This is a genomic window from Allobosea sp. NPDC055353 (assembly GCF_053644975.1).
This window is the reverse complement of the sequence record NZ_JBSHMC010000001.1, coordinates 1,367,059-1,387,529: the sequence shown is the minus strand read 5'-3', so window position 1 is coordinate 1,387,529 and position 20,471 is coordinate 1,367,059. Positions and strand designations below refer to the sequence as shown.

Genomic DNA, 20,471 nt, shown 5'->3' with positions numbered 1-20,471 from the left:
CATGGCCGGAATGATCGTTGCTGCACAGCCCGAAGCCGTCGAGGCCGGCGCCCTGGTTCTCCGCCGGGGCGGCAATGCCGTCGACGCCGCGATCGCCTGCGCCTTCGTGCAGAGTGTCGTCGATCCGCAGATGACCGGCATCGCCGGCTACGGCTCGATGCAGATCTACATGCCGCGACGCGGCGCGCATGAAGCGCTTGAGTTCTATGCGCGCAGCCCGCGCGCGACGCGGGCCGACATGTGGGCTGACAAGCTGCTTGGCGAGGCGCCGGACGGCTTTTCCTTCATCGTCGAGGGGCAGGTCAACGAGATCGGCTATCAGTCGATCGGCTCGCCCGGAAATCTCAAGGGTTATACGACGGCGCTGTCGGACTACGGCACGATGGATCTCGCCGATGTCATGGCGCCGGCCATCGCTTATGCGCAGGACGGCTTCATGATCCGTCCGTACATGCATTACTTCATGACGCTCGACCCTTCGGCCATGGGCCGGGTGCCGAACGAGAAGCTGCTGCGCTTCAGTGCGACCGGGCGCGACGTTTATTTCCGCGCGGACGGCAGCATGAAGCGGCCGGGCGACATCGTCGCCAATCCCGACCTGGCGCGCACGCTGGAACGCATCGCCACCGCGGGTCCCGATATCTTCTATCGCGGCGAGATCGCGGAGCAGATCGCCGCCGACATGGAGGCCCATGGCGGCCTGCTCGCCTATGACGACCTCGCTCAATACGAATTGCGGCGATCTTCGCCGGTCTGGGGCAGCTATCGGGGCCACCGTATCGCCAGCGTCCGCCCCCCTGGAGGCGGCGTCTCGCTGATCCAGCTGCTGCATGTGCTGGAAGGCTTCGAGATCGGCGCCCTCGAGCATAACGGCACGGAACACCTGCGCATCCTGACCGAGGCGCTGAAGCGCGTTACCATCGACAAGGACACCCATATCGGCGACCCCGAATTCGTCGAGGTCCCGGTTGATCGGCTACTCTCGAAGGACTATGCGGCCGCGCTTGCCGAGAGCATCCGGCGCGGCGAAAAGGCCTCGCTGGAGCGCCTGACACTGAAGCCGGAGCCCAAAGACACCACGCAAGTCTGTGTCGTCGATAAGGACGGCAACGCCGTCACCCTGACCCACACGCTGAACATCCCGAGCGGTGTCATCACCGACGGCCTTGGCTTTATGTATAACGGCCTGATGAGCGCCTTCGACCCACGGCCCGGCAGGCCGGGATCGCTGGCGCCGAACAAGGGCCGCACCAGTTCGCAGATGCCGAGCATCGTCTTCCGGGACGATCAGCCGTTCATCGTCATCGGCGCGCCCGGCGGCACCGCGATCCTGCCGGCCATGGCGCAGGGCATCAGCAATGTCGTGGATTTCGGCATGCCGATCTTCGACGCGGTGGCTGCGCCACGCATCAGCGTGACCAGCAATGCGATCGACGTCTCCAACCGCATCCCGCGTTACGTCACCGCCGAACTGGAGCGCGAGGGATATCGGGTCGCCCGTTCCCATCAGGGTTTTGCCTTCGCGGCGCTGCACGCCGTGCTGAGCCAGGACGGACGCCTGTCGGCGGGAGCTGATCCGCAGCGCGACGGCATGTGGCTGCGCGGCTGAAGCCGCGGCTGAGACATTTCCAGAAAAGGAAGGGAACGAACCGATGAAACAACTCATGCGAGGACTGCTCGTTGCCGGCGCCGTCATGGCCGGCGCGGGCACGGGCGCGGTTCAGGCCGAGCCGTTGCGGATCGCGATCGGCGGGGCCTTCACCTCGATGGATCCCCATTTCTACAACGCGACGCCGAACCACTCGGTCGCGATGCACATCTTCGACCGTCTCGTCGACCGTGCGCCGGATGTCAGCCTGAAGCCCGGCCTCGCGCTGAGCTGGAAGACGATCTCCGACACCGTCTGGGAGTTCAAGCTGCGCCCGGGCGTGACCTGGCATGACGGCAAGCCCTTCACCGCTGACGATGTCGCCTTCACCTATGAGCGCGCCCGCAACGTACCGAACAGCCCCGGCGGCTTCGGCGGCTTCCTCCGCGCAGTGAAGAAGGTCGAGATTGTCGACCCGCTGACCCTGCGCATCGACACCGGCGAACCGGCTCCGAACCTGCCGCGCGAGCTTGCTTTCGTGCCGATCATCTCGCCCCATGTCGGCGAGAAGGCGACGACCGAGGACTACAACACCGGCAAGGCCGTGATCGGCACCGGGCCGTACAAGTTCGTGAGCTACACGCCTGGCGACCGCGTGGAGCTTACGCGCAACGATGGTTGGTGGGGGCCGAAGCAGGCCTGGGACAAGGTCACGCTGCGGATGATCACCAATGCCGGCGCGCGCGTCGCCTCGGTTCTTTCGGGCGATGTCGACGTGATCGACACTCCGCCGGCCGGCGACCTGGAAAAGCTGAAGACCGATCAGCGCGTCACCATCGCGACGACCGAGGGCCTGCGCGTCATCTATCTCGCCTTGAATTCCCAGGAGCCGGTCGCGGCCACCGTTACCGCCAATGACGGCAAGTCGCTGCCGAAGAACCCGCTGCTGGATGTGAAGGTCAAGCAGGCGCTCTCCATCGCCATCAACCGCCAGGGGCTGGCCGATCGTATCATGCAGAAGACGGCCCGCCCGACCGGCCAGTGGCTGCCGCCGGGCACCTATTCCTATGCCAAGAGCGTGGCGGTTCCGCCTTACGATCCGAACAAGGCCAAGGCGCTGCTGGCCGAGGCTGGTTTCCCCGAAGGCTTCAAGCTGACGCTGTTCTCGCCCAACGACCGCTATCCGAACGATGCCGCGACGGCGCAGGCGATCGCGCAGATGTGGACCCGCATCGGCGTGAAGACCGCGGTCGAGACGCTGCCCTGGAGCAGCTATGTCGGCCGTGGCGGCAAGCAGGAATTCGGTGTCGCTCTCTGGGGTTGGGGCAGCCCGACCGGCGAGGCAGGCTATCTGCTGTCGAACGTGGTCGCCACCAACACGCCAGCGCGCGGCCTCGGCGTCTTCAATTACGGCCGCTACAGCGACCCGGCGCTCGACAAGCAGATCGTCGAGGCTCTCGCGACGATCGACGACGCCAAGCGCGAGAAGCTCTTCGTCGCCGCGACTGAGACCTTCGCCCGCACCCTGCCGATCATCCCGCTCTACATCCTCGACAACGCCTGGGTGACCCGCAAGGGGATCAGCATCGACGCCCGCCGCGACGAGCGCACGCTCGCGATGGATGCGCATCCCGCAAAGTGAAGATCGTCGGCGGGCTCTCCGGAGCCCGCCGCTGACAGGAAAGCCCCATGATCAGCTGGCTTGCCAAGCGTGTGGTCCAGGCAATCGCGGTCGTCCTTGCGATGACCGTCATCGTCTTCATCGGCGTGAACGTGATCGGGGACCCGGTCGCGGTGCTCCTGCCGCCCGACGCAACTCAGGACGAGCGGCTGCGCGTCATCGCGTCCTTCGGCCTCGATCGGCCTCTCTGGGAGCAGTATTTCTCGTTCCTTGGTGGTGCCGTCCGCGGCAACCTGGGGCGCAGTTTCGTCTTCAGCGAACCGGCGCTGTCAGTCATCCTGCAGCGGATGCCGGCTACGCTGGAACTGGCGGTCGCCGCCATGTTGCTGGCCGTGATCGTCGGCGTGCCGCTTGGCCTCTATGCCGGCGTCAGGCCGAACTCCAACGGCGCCAAGGCCCTGATGGCGGGCTCGATCCTCGGCTTTTCGTTGCCGACCTTCTGGGTCGGTCTTGTCATGATCATGCTGTTCTCGGTCCAGCTCGGCTGGCTGCCCGCCGGTGGGCGCGGCGAGACGGCCGAGCTCTTCGGCGTGCAATGGTCGTTCCTGACCCTCGACGGGCTACGTCATCTCGCGCTGCCCGCGCTCAATCTCGCGCTGTTCAAGATCTCGCTGGTGATGCGGCTCGTACGGGCCGAGACCCGCGAGGTCGTGCCGCAGGATTATATCCGCACCGCGCGCGCCAAGGGCCTGTCCGAGGGCTCGGTGATCCGCACCCATGTTCTGAAGAACACGCTCATCCCGGTCGTCACGATCGTGGGGCTCGAATTCGGCTCGGTCATCGCCTTCTCGGTGGTGACCGAGACGATCTTCTCCTGGCCGGGCATGGGCAAGCTGATCATCGACAGCATCCATCTGCTCGATCGGCCGATGATCGTGGCCTACCTGATGGTGATCGTCGTGCTTTTCGTGCTGATCAACCTGATCGTCGACCTGCTCTACACCGTGCTCGATCCACGCGTGCGGCTGGAAAACTGAGATGTCCGCCATCACTTCGGCCCCTGCGACCCGCACCCCGCTCCAGCGGACGCTCCGCGCCTTTGCCAGCTCGCCCCTCGCCATGCTCGGCCTTGCCGTGCTGGCCGTCATCATTGCGCTGGCGGTCCTTGCGCCATGGATCGCACCGCAGAACCCGTACGACCTGATGCAGCTCGACATCATGGAGGGGCAATTGCCGCCGGGCTCGAAAGCTGCCACCGGCATGACCTATTGGCTCGGCACCGACGAGCAGGGGCGCGACATGCTCTCCGCCATTCTCTACGGGCTTCGCATCTCGCTGCTGGTCGGATTCAGCTCGGCCATTGCCGCTGCCGCCATCGGCACGACGCTTGGCCTGATCGCGGCTTATGCGGGCGGGCGCACAGACAACGCGATCATGCGGTTTGTCGACCTGCAATTATCGTTTCCAGCCATTCTCGTCGCCCTGATGATCCTGGCATTTCTCGGCAAGGGAGTGGGCAACGTCATCCTCGCGCTGGTGATTGTCGAGTGGGCGGCCTATGCGCGCACCGCCCGCGCCAGTGCGCTGGTCCAGCGCAAGAAGGAATATGTCGAGGCGGCGCTGTCCTACGGATCGTCCCCGCTGCGCGTGCTGTTCCGTTATCTGCTGCCGAACTGCCTGCCGCCGCTGATGGTGATTGTCACGGTCCAGGTCGCCCGCGCGATCGCGCTCGAGGCGACGCTTTCCTTCCTGGGGCTTGGCGTGCCTGTGACGGAGCCCAGTCTTGGCCTCCTGATCTCCAACGGCTACCAGCATATGCTCTCGGGCAAGTTCTGGATCAGCTTCTATCCGGGGATCGCGCTGCTGATCACGGTCGTCGCCATCAACTTGATCGGAGACCGGCTGCGGGACGTTCTAAACCCGCGCAATGCGGATTGATCCAGAGGCACGGCAAGGCCGGTGCATGTCCTATACCAAGTGCCGCGGGCGCCAACTGCCGACATTTGGCAGACCCGCGCCAACCGGATGCTCGGCGATCGACCAGAATTCGACTAGCGCCGAAATCCCAATCGGAACCCATCGTCGCGAAATCCAAAACTGAGTTCGTCGCGCATTCTCGATCGGCCCCGAGCAAACTCCTTGCTCGGGGCCGATTTCGTTTGTTGCCGACGCGCTCATTTTTGCGCTGATTCAAGCCATTTTACCCATTTTGGCGCCCGTTCTCGCGGCCAAGCTGCCGACAGGCCATGGCCGCAAGTGCCGCCAAAACCTCCCCTATCGCCAAGAATAGAGACAAACGTTATCAATTACTTACAAGAGATATTGCCGAAAAACCTCGCGTGCCGGACACGGCCGCCGTGCCGCTTCCCGTGGTCATCAACGGCTGGCCTCAACAACCAGACTTGCCAGCCGGCCCGCAATCGCTAGCTTTGACGCGATGATTGTCGCGCCGGTGCTGCCGGCGTTCATCTGACCGTCCACAAGAGGCGGCGAGGTTCAATCGTTTCAAAGGGAGGAAAACCGATGACGAGACTGAGCAGTGCGGCTTTGTGTCTTGCCACCATGACGGCGCTTTCCGCGCCGGCCGCCGCCACCGAGATGCGCTTGATGACCGGGCCTCAAGGCGGGGTCTGGGTGCCGCTGGGCGGACAACTCAAGGACATGTGGGAGAAGGCGGTTCCGGGCCTCAACGTACAGTCGCTGCCGGGCGCCGGCATCGCCAATGTGCGTGCCATCGAAGAGGGTAAGGCCGAAGTCGGCTTCGGCAACTCGATCTCGACCGTCGACGGGCTCGCCGGCAATGCGCCGTTCCCGAAGAAGCACGAGAACATCTGCAATGTCGCCTCGCTCTATCCGCAGTACTTCCAGATGCTGGTGCCGGCGGATTCCGGGATCAAGACCGTCAAGGACCTGAAAGGCAAGGCGATCACCACCCAGCCGCGGGGCAACACCGGCGAGCTCATCACCGGCCAGCTGCTGAAGGTGCACGGGATGAGCTACAGCGACGTCAAGGTCTCGTTCGTCTCCTACACGGACTCGGTCGAGCAGGTGAAGGATGGCCACGCCCAGGCGTTCTCGCTCGGCACCGCCATTCCCTCGGGCGCGGTGATGGACCTCGCCTCGGCGCGCGACATAAAGCTCCTCGACCTCTCGGCCGATCTCGACGGCATGAAGAAGCTCAATCCCGGCTACACACTGGTGACCGTGCCGAAAGGCACCTATCCCAAGCAGGGCGAAGACGTGAAGGTGATCGGTTACGCCACCCACATCGTCGCCTCGTGCAAGCTGCCGGCTGACCAGGTCTATGCGATGACCAAGGCGATCGCCGACAACGTCCCGGCGCTGGCGGCGACCAGCAAGACGATGGCCGGCCTGACGCCGCAGATCATGGCGGAGGATGTCGGCGTGCCGTTCCATCCCGGCGCGGTACGGTTCTACAAGGAAAAGGGCATCACCGTCGCGGCGAAGTGAGCGGCCGACGGTTCCCTTGAAGATGGACTGACACCCGGCGCGCCGGGCCTCCGGCGCGCACCTCGAAAAGCCCCCGATCCGCCCGCGCAGGCCCGCGCGGCTCGCCGCCTTGCGGCGGATCGGCCCAGAGCCGGGATATGCCAGTGGATATCAGTGTTCCCAAGCCCGAATTCAGGTTCGATTTCAGCCATGCCGGGGTGGTGCGGCTGCTGACGGCCGCAATCGCGGTCGCGATGGCGCTCTACCATATGTGGGTGATCCTGCCGCCGGCGCTGGGCGGCCAGGGCACGCCGGAAGCGATCATCTTCCGTGGCACGCATCTGCTGTTTGCGCTGACGTTGACGTTCCTGATCTATCGGCGGGCCGGGAGCGATGCGGCGCCCTCGCTGCTCGATTATGTGCTGCTCGCGCTCGCCGTGATGCCGATCACCTACCTGTTCTGGAATTACGACTACATCGTCAACCGGATCTACTATGTCGACGACATGACGCCCGTCGATATGGCGATGGCGGTCATCCTCGTCGTCCTGCTGCTCGAGGCGACCCGCCGGCTGATCGGCTGGGCGCTGCCGCTCACGGCGATCGTCTTCCTGGCCTATGGCCTTCTGGTCGCGCGGGTCGAGCCGATGCGGCTGCTCGACCAGTTGTTCATGACCACGGAAGGCGTCTTCGGCGCGCCGCTCGGTGTCTCCGCCGCCTATGTCATGATCTTCGTCCTGTTCGGCTCGTTCATGGAGCGGACCGGCACGGGCCAGCTCTTCATGGATTTCGCACTCTCGCTGACCGGGCACACGGCCGGCGGGCCGGGCAAGGTCTCGGTGGTGTCGTCGAGCCTGTTCGGCACGATCTCCGGCAGCGCCGTCGCCAATGTCATGGTCGATGGGCCGATCTCGATCCCGCTGATGAAGCGGACCGGGTTCAAGGCGCATTTCGCCGCCGGCGTCGAGGCGGTCGCGTCCACAGGTGGCCAGATCATGCCGCCGATCATGGGCGCGGCCGCCTTCGTCATGGCCGAGTTCCTCTCGGTCTCCTACGGCCAGGTGGTGATCTGGGCGCTGATACCGGCGATCCTCTACTACGTCGCCTGTTTCGCCGCGGTGCATTTCGAGGCCAAGCGCCATGGCATCATGGGCGTGCCGCGCAGCGAATTGCCGAAGCTCGGAACGACGTTGCGCGAGCGCGGCCATCTCTTCGTGCCGGTCATCACCATCCTCGCCGTGCTCTATTCCGGCTACAGCGCGCCGCTCGCCGCGCTGGCAGGGACGCTGCTATGCTTTCCGGTCGCAGCGCTGCGCGCCTCGACGCGCGTGAACGTGCGTATCCCGATCATCATCGACGCGATGATCGACGGCTCCCGCAATGCGCTCGCCGTGGCGCTCGCCTGCGCCTGCGCCGGCATCGTGATCGGCGTCGTGGCCCTGACCGGGGCGGGCATCGTCTTCACACAGGCCGTGATCGGCCTGTCGCAGAACTATCTGCTGCTGGCCCTTATCCTGACCGGTGTCGCCGGCATCGTGCTCGGCATGGGAATGCCGACCACACCGGCCTATATCGTGATGACCTCCCTGCTTGTGCCGGCCCTGATCAAGCTCGGCGTCATGATGCCGGCGGCGCACATGTTCGCCTTCTACTTTGCCATCCTGTCGGCCATCACGCCGCCGGTCGCGCTCGCGGTCTATGCCGCGGCCGGGCTGGCGAAGGCCGATCTCTGGACCAGCGGCTGGGCGGCGGTGAAGATCGGCGCGGCGGGCTTCATCGTGCCCTTCATGTTCGTTTACGAGCCCGCGCTGCTGATGATCGGTGACTGGCCGACGATCATCTGGCGCTTCGTCTGTTCCTGCCTGGGGATCGGGCTGCTCGCAGCCGGTCTGCATGGCTATCTGCTGCGGCGCTGCGCTTCCTGGGAACGCGTGGTTCTCGTCGGCGCGGCCTTCTGCCTGGTGAAGCCAGACTGGCTGACGGATTTACTTGGGCTTGGGTTGGCCGCGGCGATGTTCGCGTTCCAATGGCCGCAGCGCGACCGCCCGCTGCCGACGCGGAGCGTCGGGCCGGTGACCGAGGAGGTTGCCGTGCAGCCGGACATGATGAAGTAGGCCTGCGCTCCCGGCCGGGCTCGGCCACTCGACCCGGCCTGGCCCGCGACGATGTCGTCGTATTCCGGGTGGCGGCTGAAAGCAGACATCTGAAACGATTGATCGGTGCATAGAGCGTTCGGCGAGAGGTGGTGGGGACGCCCGCCAGGTGGCAAGCGTCCCGCTGGCCCAAGACGAACTACATCGCAGGCAGAACCGCGATGTCCCTCGCTGTGCCCTGGAGGCCCGTAACCTTGCCTACCGCAGTCGCCTTGCCGGTCGCGAGATCGACCTTGTGCAGCGAACCGTCGCCGAGCAGCCAGCCGGTGTTGGCCCCATCGGCCGCCGTCTCGATATCGAAGGCGATCGCCTTCGGCATGACGCCGAGCTTGCCGACCGCGCCGAGGACACCGTCATTGGGCGGCGCCTGCTTGATCAGGCCGCCGATCTTGCCGTCGATGTCGTAAAGAGCCGTCTCCTTCGTGCCCTTGACCGAGTTGGTGTAGGCGCCGGCCACGATCATCGGCGCTTCGCCCTTGTGCATATCGGTCTCGGCGAATTTCAGCTTGCCGTCGACCGTGGTCTTGCCGTCATCGACATTGACGCGGAGGTTGGTGCCGTCGGAGCCGATCACGCGGAGCCGGTCCGCGGCCGGATTGAAATCGACCGTGGCCATGGCGCCGGCCGCGAGCACGGTGTCCATCTTGGACTTCATCGTCGCCTTGCCTGCCTTGTCGATCATGTAGATCGTGCCGTCGACCGCGAGCGCGTAGAGCATGCCGTCGGCCGGCCTGACGTCGATGCCGGCGATCTTGCCGGCAATGCCGGTGACCTTCATTTGCTTGCCGGCCTTGAGGGTCGCGGTATCGACCATGGTGAGCGTGTCGTCGCCGCTCAGGGCGGCGAGCATGGCGGCCTCTGCGGCGAGGCCGCTGCCGAGAAATGTCGAAACGACGAGGGCGAAACGGATCGTCTTGGTCATGGTGTCCTCCGGTTCTGTCAGGCGCCGCGGCATGCATATCTGCTGGCGGCGCTCATGCGGGATAGAGCCGAAGCAAGGCATTGGATGCGCTCGAAAAAATAAAGCCGCCGGGGTGCATCCATCGCGACGCGGGCAGCGTATCCTCCCGTCGTGCCGTCCAACCGGGGGCAACGAATTTCAGGGATCCCGTATGGCCGTCAATGCCGCGCAATCGCAGGGAGCAGGCATCGAGCAAGCGCTGGCAGCCTGCGCCGGCGGCGATAAAAACGCACTCCGGCGCATCTACGACCAGGAGTGCCCGCGTATGATCGGTGTGGCGCAGCGCATGCTGAAGCGCCGCGCCCTGGCGGAGGAAGCGGTGCAGGACAGTTTCATCCTGATCTGGCGGCATGCGGGACGCTTCGATCCGCAACGCGGTTCAGGCCTGACCTGGATCTACGCCATCCTGCGCAACCGCACGCTGTCGATCCTGCGTGACGAGCGGCGGATGGAGACCGACGAAAGCCCGATTGGTGTGGAAGCCGCCAGCGAAGAGGATGATCCCGAGGCCGTGATGGCGAAGCTCTCCGATGCCAAGGCATTGCGCGGGTGCCTGGAGACCCTGCCGGCTCCGCGCCGCGGGATGGTGCTGCTCGCCTTCGTGCAGGGGCTGAGCCATGGCGAGATCGCCGGCAAGCTCGGCATGCCGCTCGGGACGGTGAAATCGTGGATCCGCCGATCTCTGATCGCACTCAGGGAGTGTCTCGGATGATGTCGGAACCCGATCGCGAGATCCTCGCCGGAGAATATGTGCTCGGCCTGCTCGAAGGCGCCGAGAAGGAGGCGTTCGAGAGGCGGATGGCAAGAGACGCAAAGCTGGATGCCGCAGTAACCCGCTGGCAGGCCCGGCTGGCGCCGATCGATGCCACCGCCCGGCCGATCGAACCGTCGACAGGGCTGTGGCAGCGAATCGAGGGCGGCCTCGACCGAGCCCCTGCTCGAAGCCCAGCCGTGGCTTCGCAGCCCGCGCTCGGCGCACGGCTATCGCAATGGTGGGACAGTCTCTGGCTCTGGCGCGGGACCGCCCTGGCGGGTATTGCCGCCGCGCTCCTGCTCGCCTTCGGGCTCGCCTCGGCCCTCGATCGTGCGCGGCGCCAGCCCGTGATGGTCGCCGTTCTTCTGACCGAGACCAATGTCGCAGCAGCCGTGGTGAACACATTCGCCGACGGGCGCGTCGAATTGCTGCCGCTTCAGGATATCACCGTGCCGCAGGGCCGTGCGCTGGAAATCTGGACGCTGTGGGATCGTGCCACCGGGCCGCGCTCGGTCGGCCTCATCGACAGAGCCCGGGCCGTGCCGCTGCGCTTGGACAACCTGCCGCTCGGGGCCGATCAGCTCTTCGAGATCACGGTGGAACCCGCCGCCGGTTCGCCAACCGGACGCCCGACAGGCCCGATCGTCGCCAAGGGGCTGACTGCGCGACGCCTCTAGAGTAATTCCGCCATTTCCTGAATCGCGGAATTGCTCTAGGTCTTTGTTTTATCGCATTTCTTCACGCGAACCGGTATCCACTTCACTCAAAAATGCTCTAGACGGGTGCGGCGGGGAACGCCGCGCCTCTCAGCGGCCTTGAAGGGCGAGCAGGTTGACGTCGATCGTCCGGGCGCGGAAGCCGGCTTCGCAGTAGCAGAGATAGAATTCCCAGAGCCGGCGAAACGGCTCGTCGAACCCCAACGGCAATATCTCAGCCCAGCTTTCCAGAAAGCGCCGGCGCCACTCCTTCAGGGTCAGGGCGTAACTTTCGCCGAAGTCGAGCTGTTCGACCACTGCGAGAGCGGCAGCCTCGGCGCTGCTCTTCAGCATCGGAACCGACGGCAGGCTGCCTCCGGGGAAGATGTAGCGCTGGATGAAGTCTGTGCCCTGCTGGTAGCTCTCGAACAGCGCATCGTCGATCGTGATCGCCTGCAGGACGACACGGCCGCCGGGCCTGAGCGAGCGGTTCAGGGTATCGAAGTATGACGGCCAGTAGGCGCGGCCGACCGCCTCGATCATCTCGATCGAAACGATGCGGTCGAACAGCCCGGCGATGTCGCGATAATCCTTGAGCTCGATGGTGACGCGTTCGGACAGGCCTGCGGCCGCAACGCGCTGTCGTGCGGCTTCGAGCTGGGCCGGCGACAAGGTGACCGCCGTCACGCGGCAGCCCTCGCGCGCCAGCCGTTCCGCCAGCGCTCCCCAGCCGCACCCGATCTCCAGAACATGCTCGCCGCCCGAAAGGTCGAGCATGGCGACGATCCGGTCCATCCGGCGCTGCTGGGCGGCCTCGAGCGTCTCGGCCGGCGCCTCATAGAGCGCCGAGGAATACATCATGCTGGCATCAAGCCAGTGGCCGTAGAAGTCATTGCCGAGATCGTAATGCGCGGTGATGTTACGGCGGCTGCCGCGGCGCGTATTGGCGTTGAGGACATGCCGCAGGCGGTTGAGCAGACGGGCCGGCCAGGCGCCCGAAACCAGCTTGCGCAGCGTCGCGTCGTTTCGCGCGCCGAGCTCGATCAAGGCCGTGAGGTCCGGCGTGTGCAGGTCGCCATCGCGATAGGCTTCAGCCAGACCGATATCGCCGTCGAGCAGCAGCCGGCGCATCGACCGCCAGTTGTTCAGGATCATGGTCGCCTGTGGCCCGGGCAGGCCGGGTGCGCTGCAAAGTCGTTCACCATCCGGCGTGAAGACCGTCAGGTGGCCGATGGCGATCCGGGAGAGCACGCGGCGCAGGAACCAGCGCGAGAAGCCGATGCCGCTCGACGGCGCAAACACCTGTTCCGGCATGTGAAGGCGATGTTCGGTCTCGGGCCGGCTCATGGCTGGATCGGTCCTTTCGCATGAGCCGTCACGGCTCTGCCAAGACTGAAAGGCCGCTCGGGTGCAGCCGGATGGGGCCGCCAGGAAATCCGCTTCGCCAGCAGCCGCAATGCGTGCCAGTGGATGGCCGCAGTCACTTTCAGCGTGAGCAGCGGATGGGTTGCGAGCAGCCGCAGCAGGGCCGCGTCGCTGAGTTCCGTTCGATTGCCGCTCAAGACCGCGGTGATCAGGCGTCCCTCCGCGTCACTGCCTTCGATGGCGACGGAGACGCGCTGTCCCGGCGGGGTGACCGTGAAGGCGTAGCGCATGTCGAGATTCATGAAGGGCGAGACGTGGAAGACCTTGTCGGCCTCCTGCCTCAATGCGCCTTCGGAACGGTCGGCAGGCGCCACATAGCTATGGATCTCGCCGAAGGTGTTGTGCACCTCGTAGACGGTGGCGCAGAGGCTGCCGTCGCGGCGGCAGCAGAAATAGGTGCTGAGCGGATTGAACGCGTAGCCGAGAATGCGCGGCATGGTCAGCAGGCGGATCGGACCGCCATCATGTGCGATTCCGGCTTTCGCCAGGGTTTCCTCGATCTGAGGCCGCAAAGGGCACCCGCTGCGATCCCCGTAATCCGCATCGCGAAAGGCGTAGAGATTGGAGCGGTTGCGCGAGAAGAATCTGAGCCTCGCCGAAAGCCGATCGATCTCGTCGAGATCGAGCAGCATCCAGAACACGCGATAGGCCAACGCATGCGGCCGCGGGCGGAACCGATGATGCCTGACGCGGCCGACATAGAGGGCGGATTGCAAGGTCATGCGGCCTGCTCCAGTCGCGGCAGGATCGGTATGCGGCCGGATTCGTCGCGAACGCTCCAGGGCCGGCGGACGCCGCCAAGCGCCTCGGCGACGGCGAGCCCCGCCTGCAGGCCGTCCTCGTGGAAGCCCGATCCGAAATAGGCGCCGCAGAACCAGCTATGCCGGCCGCCCTGCAGCGACCAGAGCCGCTGCTGCGCATCGAGCGCCACCGCATCGAACAGCGGGTGTTCGTAGATCTCCTCGTGGAAGATCGTCTCTTGGCGCAGCGTGTCGGGCGGATTGAGCGTGACGAAGAAAGCCTGAGCCTCCGGCAAGTCCTGGAGCCGGTTCATCCAGTAGGTGACCGCGCAGGCTGCGTCCGGCCGGGCGCGGTCACCGATATGGTTCCAGCTCGCCCAGGCACGACGGCGTTTCGGCATCAACGCTTCGTCGCCATGCAGCACGGCGCGGTTGCGGCTGTAACGAAAAGCGCCGAGCGCCTTGGCTTCCGCCGCGCTGGGATCGGCGAGCATCGCCAGCGTCTCGTCGGCATGGGTGGCGAAGACGACCTGGTCGAAGGTCTCGGCCCACCCGTCGCCCGCCAGGACGACATCATTTGCCTCACGCCGAACCTGACGCACCGGCGCGCCGGTCCTGACTTCGCCCGAAAAGGCGGCCCTCAGCCGCTCGACATAGACGCTGCTGCCGCCGGTCACAGTGCGCCAGACCGGCCGATCGCCGAGTTGGAGCAGTCCGTGATTGTGATGGAAGCGCAGGAAGGCGGCAGCCGGATAGGACAGGATTTCCGCACAGGGCGCCGACCAGATGGCGGCTGCCATCGGCAGGAGGTGATCGTCCCGAAAAGCGGCGCCATAGCCGCCGGTCGCGAGATAGTCGCCGAGAGACATGTTGGCCGCGTCCCCCGCGAGTACGTCTCTCGATGCGTTCCGATAGAAGCGGGTGATGTCCTGCAGCATCGCCCAGAAACGCGGGCGCACCAGATTGCCGCGCTGGGCGAAAAGCCCCGCGACGCTGGTGCCGCTATATTCGAGCCGCCCGCCGTCGAGCGATACGGCGAAGGACATTTCGGTCGGCTGCGTGGCGACACGCAGATGGTCCATCAACGCGATGAAGTTCGGGTATGTCGCCTCGTTGTAGACGATGAAGCCGGTATCGACCGCCGTCTCGCCACCGGCACCCGCGATGCGGACGGTGTTGGCGTGACCGCCAAGGCGCGGCGCAGCCTCGAACAGCACCACGTCATGCGCCTGCCCCAGCAGCCATGCCGCCGAGAGGCCGGATATGCCGGCACCGATCACGGCGATCCGCATCGCCTTGCCCTGTACCCGTTCCATCGTCGCTGTTTCGGTGGTCATGACGGGTATACGCGGCATTGGCCGGACTGGATTTGTCAGGCGCACGGCCAAAAGCGCGCCGGCCGGGTGACCCATCACAGCGCCTCCCGCGTAAACGAGGAAAGACCGGGCGTTTCCGCGAGGGATGACGATGCCGATGAATCGACTGAAGCGGGTGGTCGCGGCGATCTGCGCCTACGCCGCGCATCCCGATCCGCGCTCGGCGATCGCCAATACCGTCGCGCTGGTGATCGTCTCCAACCAGCCCTTCTATCCGCTCTATCTCCATTGGACGGTCGGGCCCGTTGTCTCGCCGTCCTATGTCACCTTCCTGTCGACGCCGCTCTTCGCGGCCGTGCCGGCCACGATGCGCCGCAATTGCTTGCTCGGACGAGCCCTGCTGCTCGTCGCCGGCATCGGCAACACCTTGCTCTGCCGCGTCGCCTTCGGTGCCGGCTCAGGGGTGGAGGTCTTCCTGTTCCCCTGTCTCATATTGGCGCTGATGCTGTTTCGCCGCCCGGAACGCGCCTTCGCTCTCGGCTTCGCGGGGCTGGCTTTCACCGCCTATCTGCTGCCGGCGGCAACACTCGGGGCGCCGCTGCACGTCTATGAGCCTCGCGAATATGAAGCGTTGCAGCGCCTGAACTTCTTGAGCGCCGCATCCCTGACAGTCCTGATCGGATGGCTCTTCTCAGAGCGTCTCGACACAATTTCGCTTGCCGATGAAACCGCCGGGACAGGCTGAGCGTAGACGAGACGTAGTCGCCGAAAGGACAACGCCATGAAGCGCATTCCGCTCGCCCTCGCCTTGCTTGCAGTCTCGGCCGGGGGCGCGGCCGCCAACGATCTCGACGGGACATGGTTGCGCGACGACGGCAATGCACGCGTCCGCATCGCACCGTGCGGTGACAAGATCTGCGCCACCAATCTCTGGATCGGCGACACCAGCAAGGGCGAGGCGGCCGGCGACAAACTCGTGATGACACTGGCCCGCCAGCCCGACGGCACCTTCTCCGGCAGCGCCTACGACCCCAAGCGCGACTGGACCTATTCGATGACGATCACCGCGACGCCCGGAGCACTCACCACGCGTGGCTGCGTCGTCGGGCGGCTGATCTGCCGCGACGTGAACTGGAAGGCTGCCGAGTGATGGCGGGTGACCTCGTCCCGGTGATCCGGAGCGGTTCCGGCCGCGTATCTCATACATGGTCCCCGCTCTCGCCTTGACTGTCGACGGCATGCGCAAGGCGGGAGCTGGCGCGCAGGGAGGTCGTTTCATCACCTTGTTCGACCCCAACAGAATGATTGCAGCCATCGCGCGCTCGGGGGACCGGGCGGCCTTTGCCGCGCTGTTCGACCATTTCGCGCCGCGCGTGAAAGGGCTTTTGATGCGCGGTGGCGCCCCGGCGGAACTGGCTGAGGAGGTCGCGCAGGAAACGCTGTTGGCCGTGTGGCGCAAGGCAGCCCTCTTCGACCCCGCGAAAGCCAGCGCCTCGACCTGGATCGCTACGATCGCGCGCAACCTGCGCATCGACATTGCCCGTCGTGAGACCCGTTCGCGGCTGTCGCAAGTTTACGAGATTCTGGATGAAGAAGCACCTGAACAACCCGATGCGATGCTCTCCGGCGCCGAACGCGATGCGCGCGTGCGGGCCGCGATGACCCAGCTTTCACCGGACCAGTACCGCGTGGTCGAACTCGCCTTCATCGAAGGCTTCAGTCATCAGGATGTCGCCGATCGCCTCGCCATCCCGCTGGGCACGGTGAAATCCCGCCTGCGCCTGGCACTGTCGCATCTGCGCGGCCGGCTGGAGGATCTGCGATGAGCATCGGGCATCGCCCATCCGACGAGACGCTCACCGCCTTCGCCGCAGGGCAGCTCGACGAAGGCTTGGCGCTGGTCGTCGCCTGCCATATCGAGGCGGATCAGGAGAGCCGGCGGCGCCTGCGGGAGCTGCAAGCCGTGCAAGGCGCGCTGCTGGATACGGTCGAGCCCGTCCCGATGGCTTCCGGCCCAAACCCTGCGGCCACTGCAGCACGAGCCGGGTCAGCGCCGGCTGCGGCCGTCCCGATGCCCGAAACCGGCATGCCGAAGGTGCTGCGCCCCTATGGCCTCGGCCCCTGGCGCCCGATCGGCATCCGCATCGCCATGCGGCGCGTCGAGGTTCCCGATGCGGGCGCGCGCGTCTTCATGCTGCGCGCCGGGCCGGGGATCGCCTTGCCGCACCACAAGCATACGGGGGTCGAATGGACCACGATCCTTGCCGGTGCCTATGAACACGAATACGGGCGCTATGCGGCCGGGGATTTCGACGAAGCCGACACCGAGCATGACCACACGCCGCGCGTCGACCCTGTCGAAGGCTGCACCTGCATCGTCGCGATGACGGGGAGCGTGCAGTTGCAGGGCTGGCTCGGCCGGCTGCTGCAGCCGCTGGTGCGGTTTTGACGGCCGCGTCCTTCGCCGCGGCTCTGGTCTTCGTGGCCGTGGCCATGTCCGCTTTCATGGCCTTGGCGACGCTGGTCGAACGCCGCACGGGCAACTCCGGCTGGATCGACGTGGTCTGGACCCTCGGGCTGGGCCTGACGGGTATCGCCGGTGCCTTGCTGCCTTTCGGGGCGGGGCCAATGTCACGACGCTTCGTCGTGGCCGGGCTCACATTGGCCTGGGCGCTTCGGCTTGGCCTGCATATCGCGCGACGGACGGCCGGCATCACCGAAGATCCCCGTTATGCGAAGCTGAAGCGCGACTGGGGCAGCGCCGCGCCGCAACAAATGGCCCGGCTGCTGCAGATGCAGGCGCTGGTCAGCATTCCCCTGGGATTGGGGATCACCCTCGCGGCCCATAGCCCCGCGCCATCGCTGGACTGGCGGGATTTCGCCGGTGTCGCCGTGTTCGCCGCCGGCCTTGCAGGAGGCGCCATCGCCGACGGGCAATTGCGGGCCTTTGCGCGCTCGGGAGCAGGAGGCGTCTGCGAACATGGCCTATGGCGCTGGTCGCGGCATCCCAACTACTTCTTCGAGTGCGTTCTCTGGTGCTCCTATGCGCTGATCGCGCCGGCAGTCGGCTATCCCTGGGGCTGGCTCGCCTTGCTGGCGCCGGCCTGCATCACCCTCCTGCTCACCCGCATCTCCGGCATACCGCCGCTGGAAGAGCACATGCTCGCCAAGCACGGCGAGGCCTATCGCGACTACCAGCGCCGGACCAGCGCCCTGATCCCGTTGCCGCCCAAAGGAGCGACACCATGACGATCATGCAGAGGCTCTCGAACTGGGGCGAAGGACTGCCGCTGCCCGACGCCGTCAGCCGCATGGTGATCGCGTCACTGGTCGGACGCACCGCCCGTTCGCTCACGGCGCAATCGGCAGATGTCGCGGCCTTCGCCCGCGACATGGCGGATTTTCCGATCGCGGTTCATACCGACGCGGCCAACGCCCAGCACTACGAGGTGCCGGCCGCCTTCTTCGACCAGGTGCTCGGCCCGCGGCGCAAGTATTCCTGCTGCTACTATGCCGACCCCGGCGACACGCTGGCAGCGGCGGAAGACAAAGCGCTGGAACTGACCGCGGAGCATGCCGGCCTCGCCGGCGGGCAGGACATCCTGGAGCTCGGCTGCGGCTGGGGCTCGCTCTCGCTTTGGATGGCGGAGCGCTATCCGCAGGCACGAATCGTCTCGGTCTCCAACTCGGCCTCGCAGCGCGCCTATATCGAAGAGCAGGCGCAGCGCCGCCATCTCGGCAATCTCCGCATCGTCACCGCCGACATGAACGCGTTTGCGACCGAAGAGCGTTTCGATCGCGTCGTCTCCGTCGAAATGTTCGAGCACATGGCGAACTGGCGCGCGCTTCTCGAGCGGACGCACGGGTGGCTGAAGCCGGACGGCCGGCTGTTCATCCATGTCTTCGCTCACCGGCAAGGCTGCTACCGCTTCGATGCCGGCGATACCGGCGACTGGATCGCGCAGCATTTCTTCACCGGCGGCCTGATGCCGAGCGCGACACTCGCGCACCAGTTTCCCGATCTCTTCGCCGTCGAGGACGAGTGGCGCTGGAGCGGCGAGCACTACCGCGCCACCGCCGAGGACTGGCTGGCGAATTTCGATCGCAATCTCGCGAAGATCGACCCGATCCTGCGCGAGACCTATGGCCCGGAAGCGCCGCTCTGGCGCCGGCGCTGGCGCCTGTTCTTCCTGGCGACGAGCGGCTTGTTCGGCCATGCCGGCGGCGAGGCCTGGGGCGTCCATCACTACCGGTTGCGCGCGGCCTGACGGATTGGCCGGCTGGGGACTAGACCCAGCCCCAACCAGCAAGGCGGCGGACGACTACGAAAGCGACCCATGTGCACAGGCCGACGACGATCGTGCCATAGACGAGGTCAACGAGCGTGATCGCCAGCGTCCAGGGCCGTAGCGCAGCGTAGTTGGTGAGGTCGTAAGTCGCGTAGGCGAGCAGGCCGATGAGAGCGCCATTGAGCAATGCGGCGCCCGCGCTACCGTCACGCAGCGCGGGCAGCAGCGCGAAATAGACGACGCCGAGCGGGAAACCGAAATAGAACAGCGCCGCCGGCCAATAGCGCACCTGCTCGACGATCAGGTCGCCGAGCACCGGCCGATAGAGCCTGGCCGTCATCGTGCCCAGCCAGATGGCGTCGCAAATGCCGAATGCGATGAGGAAGGCGACGTAACCGGCAACGAAGCGCATGGCGACCTCCATGATTCTGCGAAGGGATACGTGCGGCGGGCCGGAGCGGTTCAGTCTCGCCATGGATATCGCGCGGTCGCGACGCTGATCCACCGCCGCGCAGAGAGCGTATAGATTGTGATGCTTCTCCGGCCATTGGCGACGATGACGACCCGAATTGCCCGACGCGCGATCCTGCCGCTAATGGCTGGACTGGCCCTTCCTGCCTGCGCAGCCCTGCGTCCGGGCGGCCTGACCGAGGGCGCGCGCGATGTGGCCTATGGTCCTCATCCCCGGCAACGGATGGATGTCTACGTGCCTTCCGGTAGCGGCAGCACGCCGAAGCCGGTGGTTTTCTTCATCTACGGTGGTTCCTGGGCCAATGGGGCCAAGGAGACCTACTCTTTCGTCGGGGACGCGCTTTCTGCTCGCGGCTTTGTCACGGTGATCGCGGATTACCGCCTGGTGCCGGAAGTCCGCTTCCCGGTCTTCATCGAAGACGGCGCGCTGGCGCTACGCTTCGTGCGGGACAACATTGCCCGCTTTGGCGGCTCCCCAAGGGCAATCCACCTGATGGGGCATTCGGCGGGCGCCTACAACGCGATGATGCTGACGCTGGACAGGCATTATCTCGCCGCCGTGGGAATGCGTGCCGGCGATATCCAATCCACCGTTGGCCTCTCCGGCCCTTACGACTTTCTGCCGTTCGACATCGACGTGACGAAGGAAGCGTTCGGGAACGCGCCTGACCCCGCCCAGACGCAGCCTATCAACTTTGCAAGGCGCGACGCTCCGCCGATCTTTCTGGCTACGGGATCGAGCGACACAACGGTCCTTCCGCGCAACAGCGAGCGCCTTGCGCTCGCGCTCAGAAGGGCGGGCGCGCGATCGGTCTCGCTGAAGATCTATCAGGGGCTCGGCCATGCCGGCACAGCCACAGCGCTGTCTAGAATTCTGCAATGGCAAGCGCCAATTCTCGAAGACGTCGTCGGATTTCTCCGAAACAACCCGACATAGCTTGCCTGCCGGATCGCACCGGCTGCGGACATCGACGGCAAGGGACTGGCGGAACTGTCATCGCTCGGAAC

Annotated in this window: 20 protein-coding genes; 15 read left to right on the top strand and 5 right to left on the bottom strand. The window is 65.7% G+C overall.

The window, feature by feature from the left end; translation table 11 throughout:
• Window position 1: 1 nt before the first annotated feature.
• The 6 genes from ggt (at window position 2) to ACWIEX_RS06380 (ending at window position 8,773) form a co-directional block, all read left to right on the top strand.
• Window positions 2-1,609 carry a gamma-glutamyltransferase gene (ggt, locus tag ACWIEX_RS06405; protein WP_454032256.1) on the top strand — a complete coding sequence of 536 codons (1,608 nt, stop codon included), beginning with the start codon at window positions 2-4 and terminating at the stop codon, window positions 1,607-1,609.
• Window positions 1,610-1,652: 43 nt separating this feature from the next.
• Window positions 1,653-3,230: an ABC transporter substrate-binding protein gene (locus ACWIEX_RS06400; protein WP_454032255.1), complete on the top strand. Its 1,578-nt coding sequence runs from the start codon at window positions 1,653-1,655 to the stop codon at window positions 3,228-3,230.
• 47 nt (window positions 3,231-3,277) lie between these two features.
• Window positions 3,278-4,246 carry an ABC transporter permease gene (locus ACWIEX_RS06395; RefSeq protein WP_454032254.1) on the top strand — a complete coding sequence of 323 codons (969 nt, stop codon included), beginning with the start codon at window positions 3,278-3,280 and terminating at the stop codon, window positions 4,244-4,246.
• A gap of 1 nt (window position 4,247) precedes the next feature.
• A complete protein-coding gene (locus ACWIEX_RS06390; RefSeq protein ID WP_454032253.1) occupies window positions 4,248-5,147 on the top strand; it encodes an ABC transporter permease in 900 nt (299 codons plus the stop codon).
• Between the two features lie 585 nt (window positions 5,148-5,732).
• On the top strand, window positions 5,733-6,680 hold the full coding sequence (locus tag ACWIEX_RS06385) for a TAXI family TRAP transporter solute-binding subunit (RefSeq protein ID WP_454032252.1): 948 nt from the start codon (window positions 5,733-5,735) through the stop codon (window positions 6,678-6,680).
• A 143-nt stretch (window positions 6,681-6,823) separates the two neighbouring features.
• Window positions 6,824-8,773 carry a TRAP transporter permease gene (locus ACWIEX_RS06380; RefSeq protein WP_454032251.1) on the top strand — a complete coding sequence of 650 codons (1,950 nt, stop codon included), beginning with the start codon at window positions 6,824-6,826 and terminating at the stop codon, window positions 8,771-8,773.
• A 178-nt stretch (window positions 8,774-8,951) separates the two neighbouring features.
• Here the strand turns inward: ACWIEX_RS06380 and ACWIEX_RS06375 are convergent, their stop codons facing one another.
• On the bottom strand, window positions 8,952-9,734 hold the full coding sequence (locus tag ACWIEX_RS06375) for a DUF4394 domain-containing protein (protein WP_454032250.1): 783 nt from the start codon (window positions 9,732-9,734) through the stop codon (window positions 8,952-8,954).
• A gap of 190 nt (window positions 9,735-9,924) precedes the next feature.
• Here ACWIEX_RS06375 and ACWIEX_RS06370 point away from each other — a divergent pair, with 190 nt between their 5' ends.
• Window positions 9,925-10,485, top strand: a complete 561-nt coding sequence (locus ACWIEX_RS06370) for a sigma-70 family RNA polymerase sigma factor (RefSeq protein ID WP_454032249.1) — start codon at window positions 9,925-9,927, stop codon at window positions 10,483-10,485.
• Window positions 10,482-11,204: an anti-sigma factor gene (locus tag ACWIEX_RS06365; RefSeq protein ID WP_454032248.1), complete on the top strand. Its 723-nt coding sequence runs from the start codon at window positions 10,482-10,484 to the stop codon at window positions 11,202-11,204. The genes ACWIEX_RS06370 and ACWIEX_RS06365 overlap by 4 nt, the downstream gene beginning before the upstream one ends.
• A gap of 129 nt (window positions 11,205-11,333) precedes the next feature.
• Here ACWIEX_RS06365 and ACWIEX_RS06360 read toward each other — a convergent pair whose 3' ends face one another.
• The 3 genes from ACWIEX_RS06360 to ACWIEX_RS06350 are packed head-to-tail and all read right to left on the bottom strand — an operon-like array spanning window position 11,334 to window position 14,724.
• Window positions 11,334-12,569 carry a class I SAM-dependent methyltransferase gene (locus tag ACWIEX_RS06360; protein WP_454032247.1) on the bottom strand — a complete coding sequence of 412 codons (1,236 nt, stop codon included), beginning with the start codon at window positions 12,567-12,569 and terminating at the stop codon, window positions 11,334-11,336.
• The gene (locus ACWIEX_RS06355; RefSeq protein ID WP_454032246.1) at window positions 12,566-13,369 is read right to left on the bottom strand and encodes a DUF1365 domain-containing protein; all 804 of its coding nucleotides are present in this window, start codon (window positions 13,367-13,369) and stop codon (window positions 12,566-12,568) included. The genes ACWIEX_RS06360 and ACWIEX_RS06355 overlap by 4 nt, the downstream gene beginning before the upstream one ends.
• Window positions 13,366-14,724 carry an NAD(P)/FAD-dependent oxidoreductase gene (locus tag ACWIEX_RS06350; RefSeq protein WP_454032245.1) on the bottom strand — a complete coding sequence of 453 codons (1,359 nt, stop codon included), beginning with the start codon at window positions 14,722-14,724 and terminating at the stop codon, window positions 13,366-13,368. Before ACWIEX_RS06350 ends, ACWIEX_RS06355 begins: the two co-directional genes overlap by 4 nt.
• Window positions 14,725-14,860: 136 nt before the next feature.
• Here ACWIEX_RS06350 and ACWIEX_RS06345 point away from each other — a divergent pair, with 136 nt between their 5' ends.
• The 6 genes from ACWIEX_RS06345 to ACWIEX_RS06320 all read left to right on the top strand — a co-directional run bounded on the left by ACWIEX_RS06345 (window position 14,861) and on the right by ACWIEX_RS06320 (window position 18,971).
• Window positions 14,861-15,448, top strand: coding sequence for a hypothetical protein (locus ACWIEX_RS06345; protein WP_454032244.1), 588 nt, complete (start codon window positions 14,861-14,863; stop codon window positions 15,446-15,448).
• Window positions 15,449-15,484: 36 nt separating this feature from the next.
• Entirely contained in the window at window positions 15,485-15,853 is a 369-nt protein-coding gene (locus ACWIEX_RS06340; RefSeq protein ID WP_454032243.1) for a DUF2147 domain-containing protein, read from the top strand.
• 73 nt (window positions 15,854-15,926) lie between these two features.
• A complete protein-coding gene (locus ACWIEX_RS06335; protein ID WP_454032242.1) occupies window positions 15,927-16,529 on the top strand; it encodes a sigma-70 family RNA polymerase sigma factor in 603 nt (200 codons plus the stop codon).
• The gene (locus ACWIEX_RS06330) at window positions 16,526-17,152 is read left to right on the top strand and encodes a ChrR family anti-sigma-E factor (protein ID WP_454032241.1); all 627 of its coding nucleotides are present in this window, start codon (window positions 16,526-16,528) and stop codon (window positions 17,150-17,152) included. The genes ACWIEX_RS06335 and ACWIEX_RS06330 overlap by 4 nt, the downstream gene beginning before the upstream one ends.
• Before the next feature lie 44 nt (window positions 17,153-17,196).
• Entirely contained in the window at window positions 17,197-17,952 is a 756-nt protein-coding gene (locus ACWIEX_RS06325; protein ID WP_454032240.1) for a DUF1295 domain-containing protein, read from the top strand.
• Window positions 17,949-18,971: an SAM-dependent methyltransferase gene (locus tag ACWIEX_RS06320; protein ID WP_454032239.1), complete on the top strand. Its 1,023-nt coding sequence runs from the start codon at window positions 17,949-17,951 to the stop codon at window positions 18,969-18,971. The genes ACWIEX_RS06325 and ACWIEX_RS06320 overlap by 4 nt, the downstream gene beginning before the upstream one ends.
• A gap of 19 nt (window positions 18,972-18,990) precedes the next feature.
• Here ACWIEX_RS06320 and ACWIEX_RS06315 read toward each other — a convergent pair whose 3' ends face one another.
• On the bottom strand, window positions 18,991-19,404 hold the full coding sequence (locus ACWIEX_RS06315; protein WP_454032238.1) for a DUF2177 family protein: 414 nt from the start codon (window positions 19,402-19,404) through the stop codon (window positions 18,991-18,993).
• Between the two features lie 144 nt (window positions 19,405-19,548).
• On the opposite strand from ACWIEX_RS06315, the gene ACWIEX_RS06310 reads away from it, so the two are divergent.
• A complete protein-coding gene (locus ACWIEX_RS06310; RefSeq protein ID WP_454032237.1) occupies window positions 19,549-20,400 on the top strand; it encodes an alpha/beta hydrolase in 852 nt (283 codons plus the stop codon).
• Window positions 20,401-20,471 lie beyond the last annotated feature (71 nt).

Excerpts from the sequence above, each read along its gene's own strand:
- ggt (WP_454032256.1), top strand. The coding sequence starts at position 2 with ATGGCCGGAATGATCGTTGCTGCACAGCCCGAAGCCGTCGAGGCCGGC.
- ACWIEX_RS06400 (WP_454032255.1), top strand. The coding sequence starts at position 1,653 with ATGAAACAACTCATGCGAGGACTGCTCGTTGCCGGCGCCGTCATGGCC.
- ACWIEX_RS06395 (WP_454032254.1), top strand. The coding sequence starts at position 3,278 with ATGATCAGCTGGCTTGCCAAGCGTGTGGTCCAGGCAATCGCGGTCGTC.
- ACWIEX_RS06390 (WP_454032253.1), top strand. The coding sequence starts at position 4,248 with ATGTCCGCCATCACTTCGGCCCCTGCGACCCGCACCCCGCTCCAGCGG.
- ACWIEX_RS06385 (WP_454032252.1), top strand. The coding sequence starts at position 5,733 with ATGACGAGACTGAGCAGTGCGGCTTTGTGTCTTGCCACCATGACGGCG.
- ACWIEX_RS06375 (WP_454032250.1), bottom strand. The coding sequence starts at position 9,734 with ATGACCAAGACGATCCGTTTCGCCCTCGTCGTTTCGACATTTCTCGGC.
- ACWIEX_RS06370 (WP_454032249.1), top strand. The coding sequence starts at position 9,925 with ATGGCCGTCAATGCCGCGCAATCGCAGGGAGCAGGCATCGAGCAAGCG.
- ACWIEX_RS06365 (WP_454032248.1), top strand. The coding sequence starts at position 10,482 with ATGATGTCGGAACCCGATCGCGAGATCCTCGCCGGAGAATATGTGCTC.
- ACWIEX_RS06360 (WP_454032247.1), bottom strand. The coding sequence starts at position 12,569 with ATGAGCCGGCCCGAGACCGAACATCGCCTTCACATGCCGGAACAGGTG.
- ACWIEX_RS06355 (WP_454032246.1), bottom strand. The coding sequence starts at position 13,369 with ATGACCTTGCAATCCGCCCTCTATGTCGGCCGCGTCAGGCATCATCGG.
- ACWIEX_RS06350 (WP_454032245.1), bottom strand. The coding sequence starts at position 14,724 with ATGACCACCGAAACAGCGACGATGGAACGGGTACAGGGCAAGGCGATG.
- ACWIEX_RS06345 (WP_454032244.1), top strand. The coding sequence starts at position 14,861 with ATGAATCGACTGAAGCGGGTGGTCGCGGCGATCTGCGCCTACGCCGCG.
- ACWIEX_RS06340 (WP_454032243.1), top strand. The coding sequence starts at position 15,485 with ATGAAGCGCATTCCGCTCGCCCTCGCCTTGCTTGCAGTCTCGGCCGGG.
- ACWIEX_RS06330 (WP_454032241.1), top strand. The coding sequence starts at position 16,526 with ATGAGCATCGGGCATCGCCCATCCGACGAGACGCTCACCGCCTTCGCC.
- ACWIEX_RS06325 (WP_454032240.1), top strand. The coding sequence starts at position 17,197 with ATGTCCGCTTTCATGGCCTTGGCGACGCTGGTCGAACGCCGCACGGGC.
- ACWIEX_RS06320 (WP_454032239.1), top strand. The coding sequence starts at position 17,949 with ATGACGATCATGCAGAGGCTCTCGAACTGGGGCGAAGGACTGCCGCTG.
- ACWIEX_RS06315 (WP_454032238.1), bottom strand. The coding sequence starts at position 19,404 with ATGCGCTTCGTTGCCGGTTACGTCGCCTTCCTCATCGCATTCGGCATT.
- ACWIEX_RS06310 (WP_454032237.1), top strand. The coding sequence starts at position 19,549 with ATGACGACCCGAATTGCCCGACGCGCGATCCTGCCGCTAATGGCTGGA.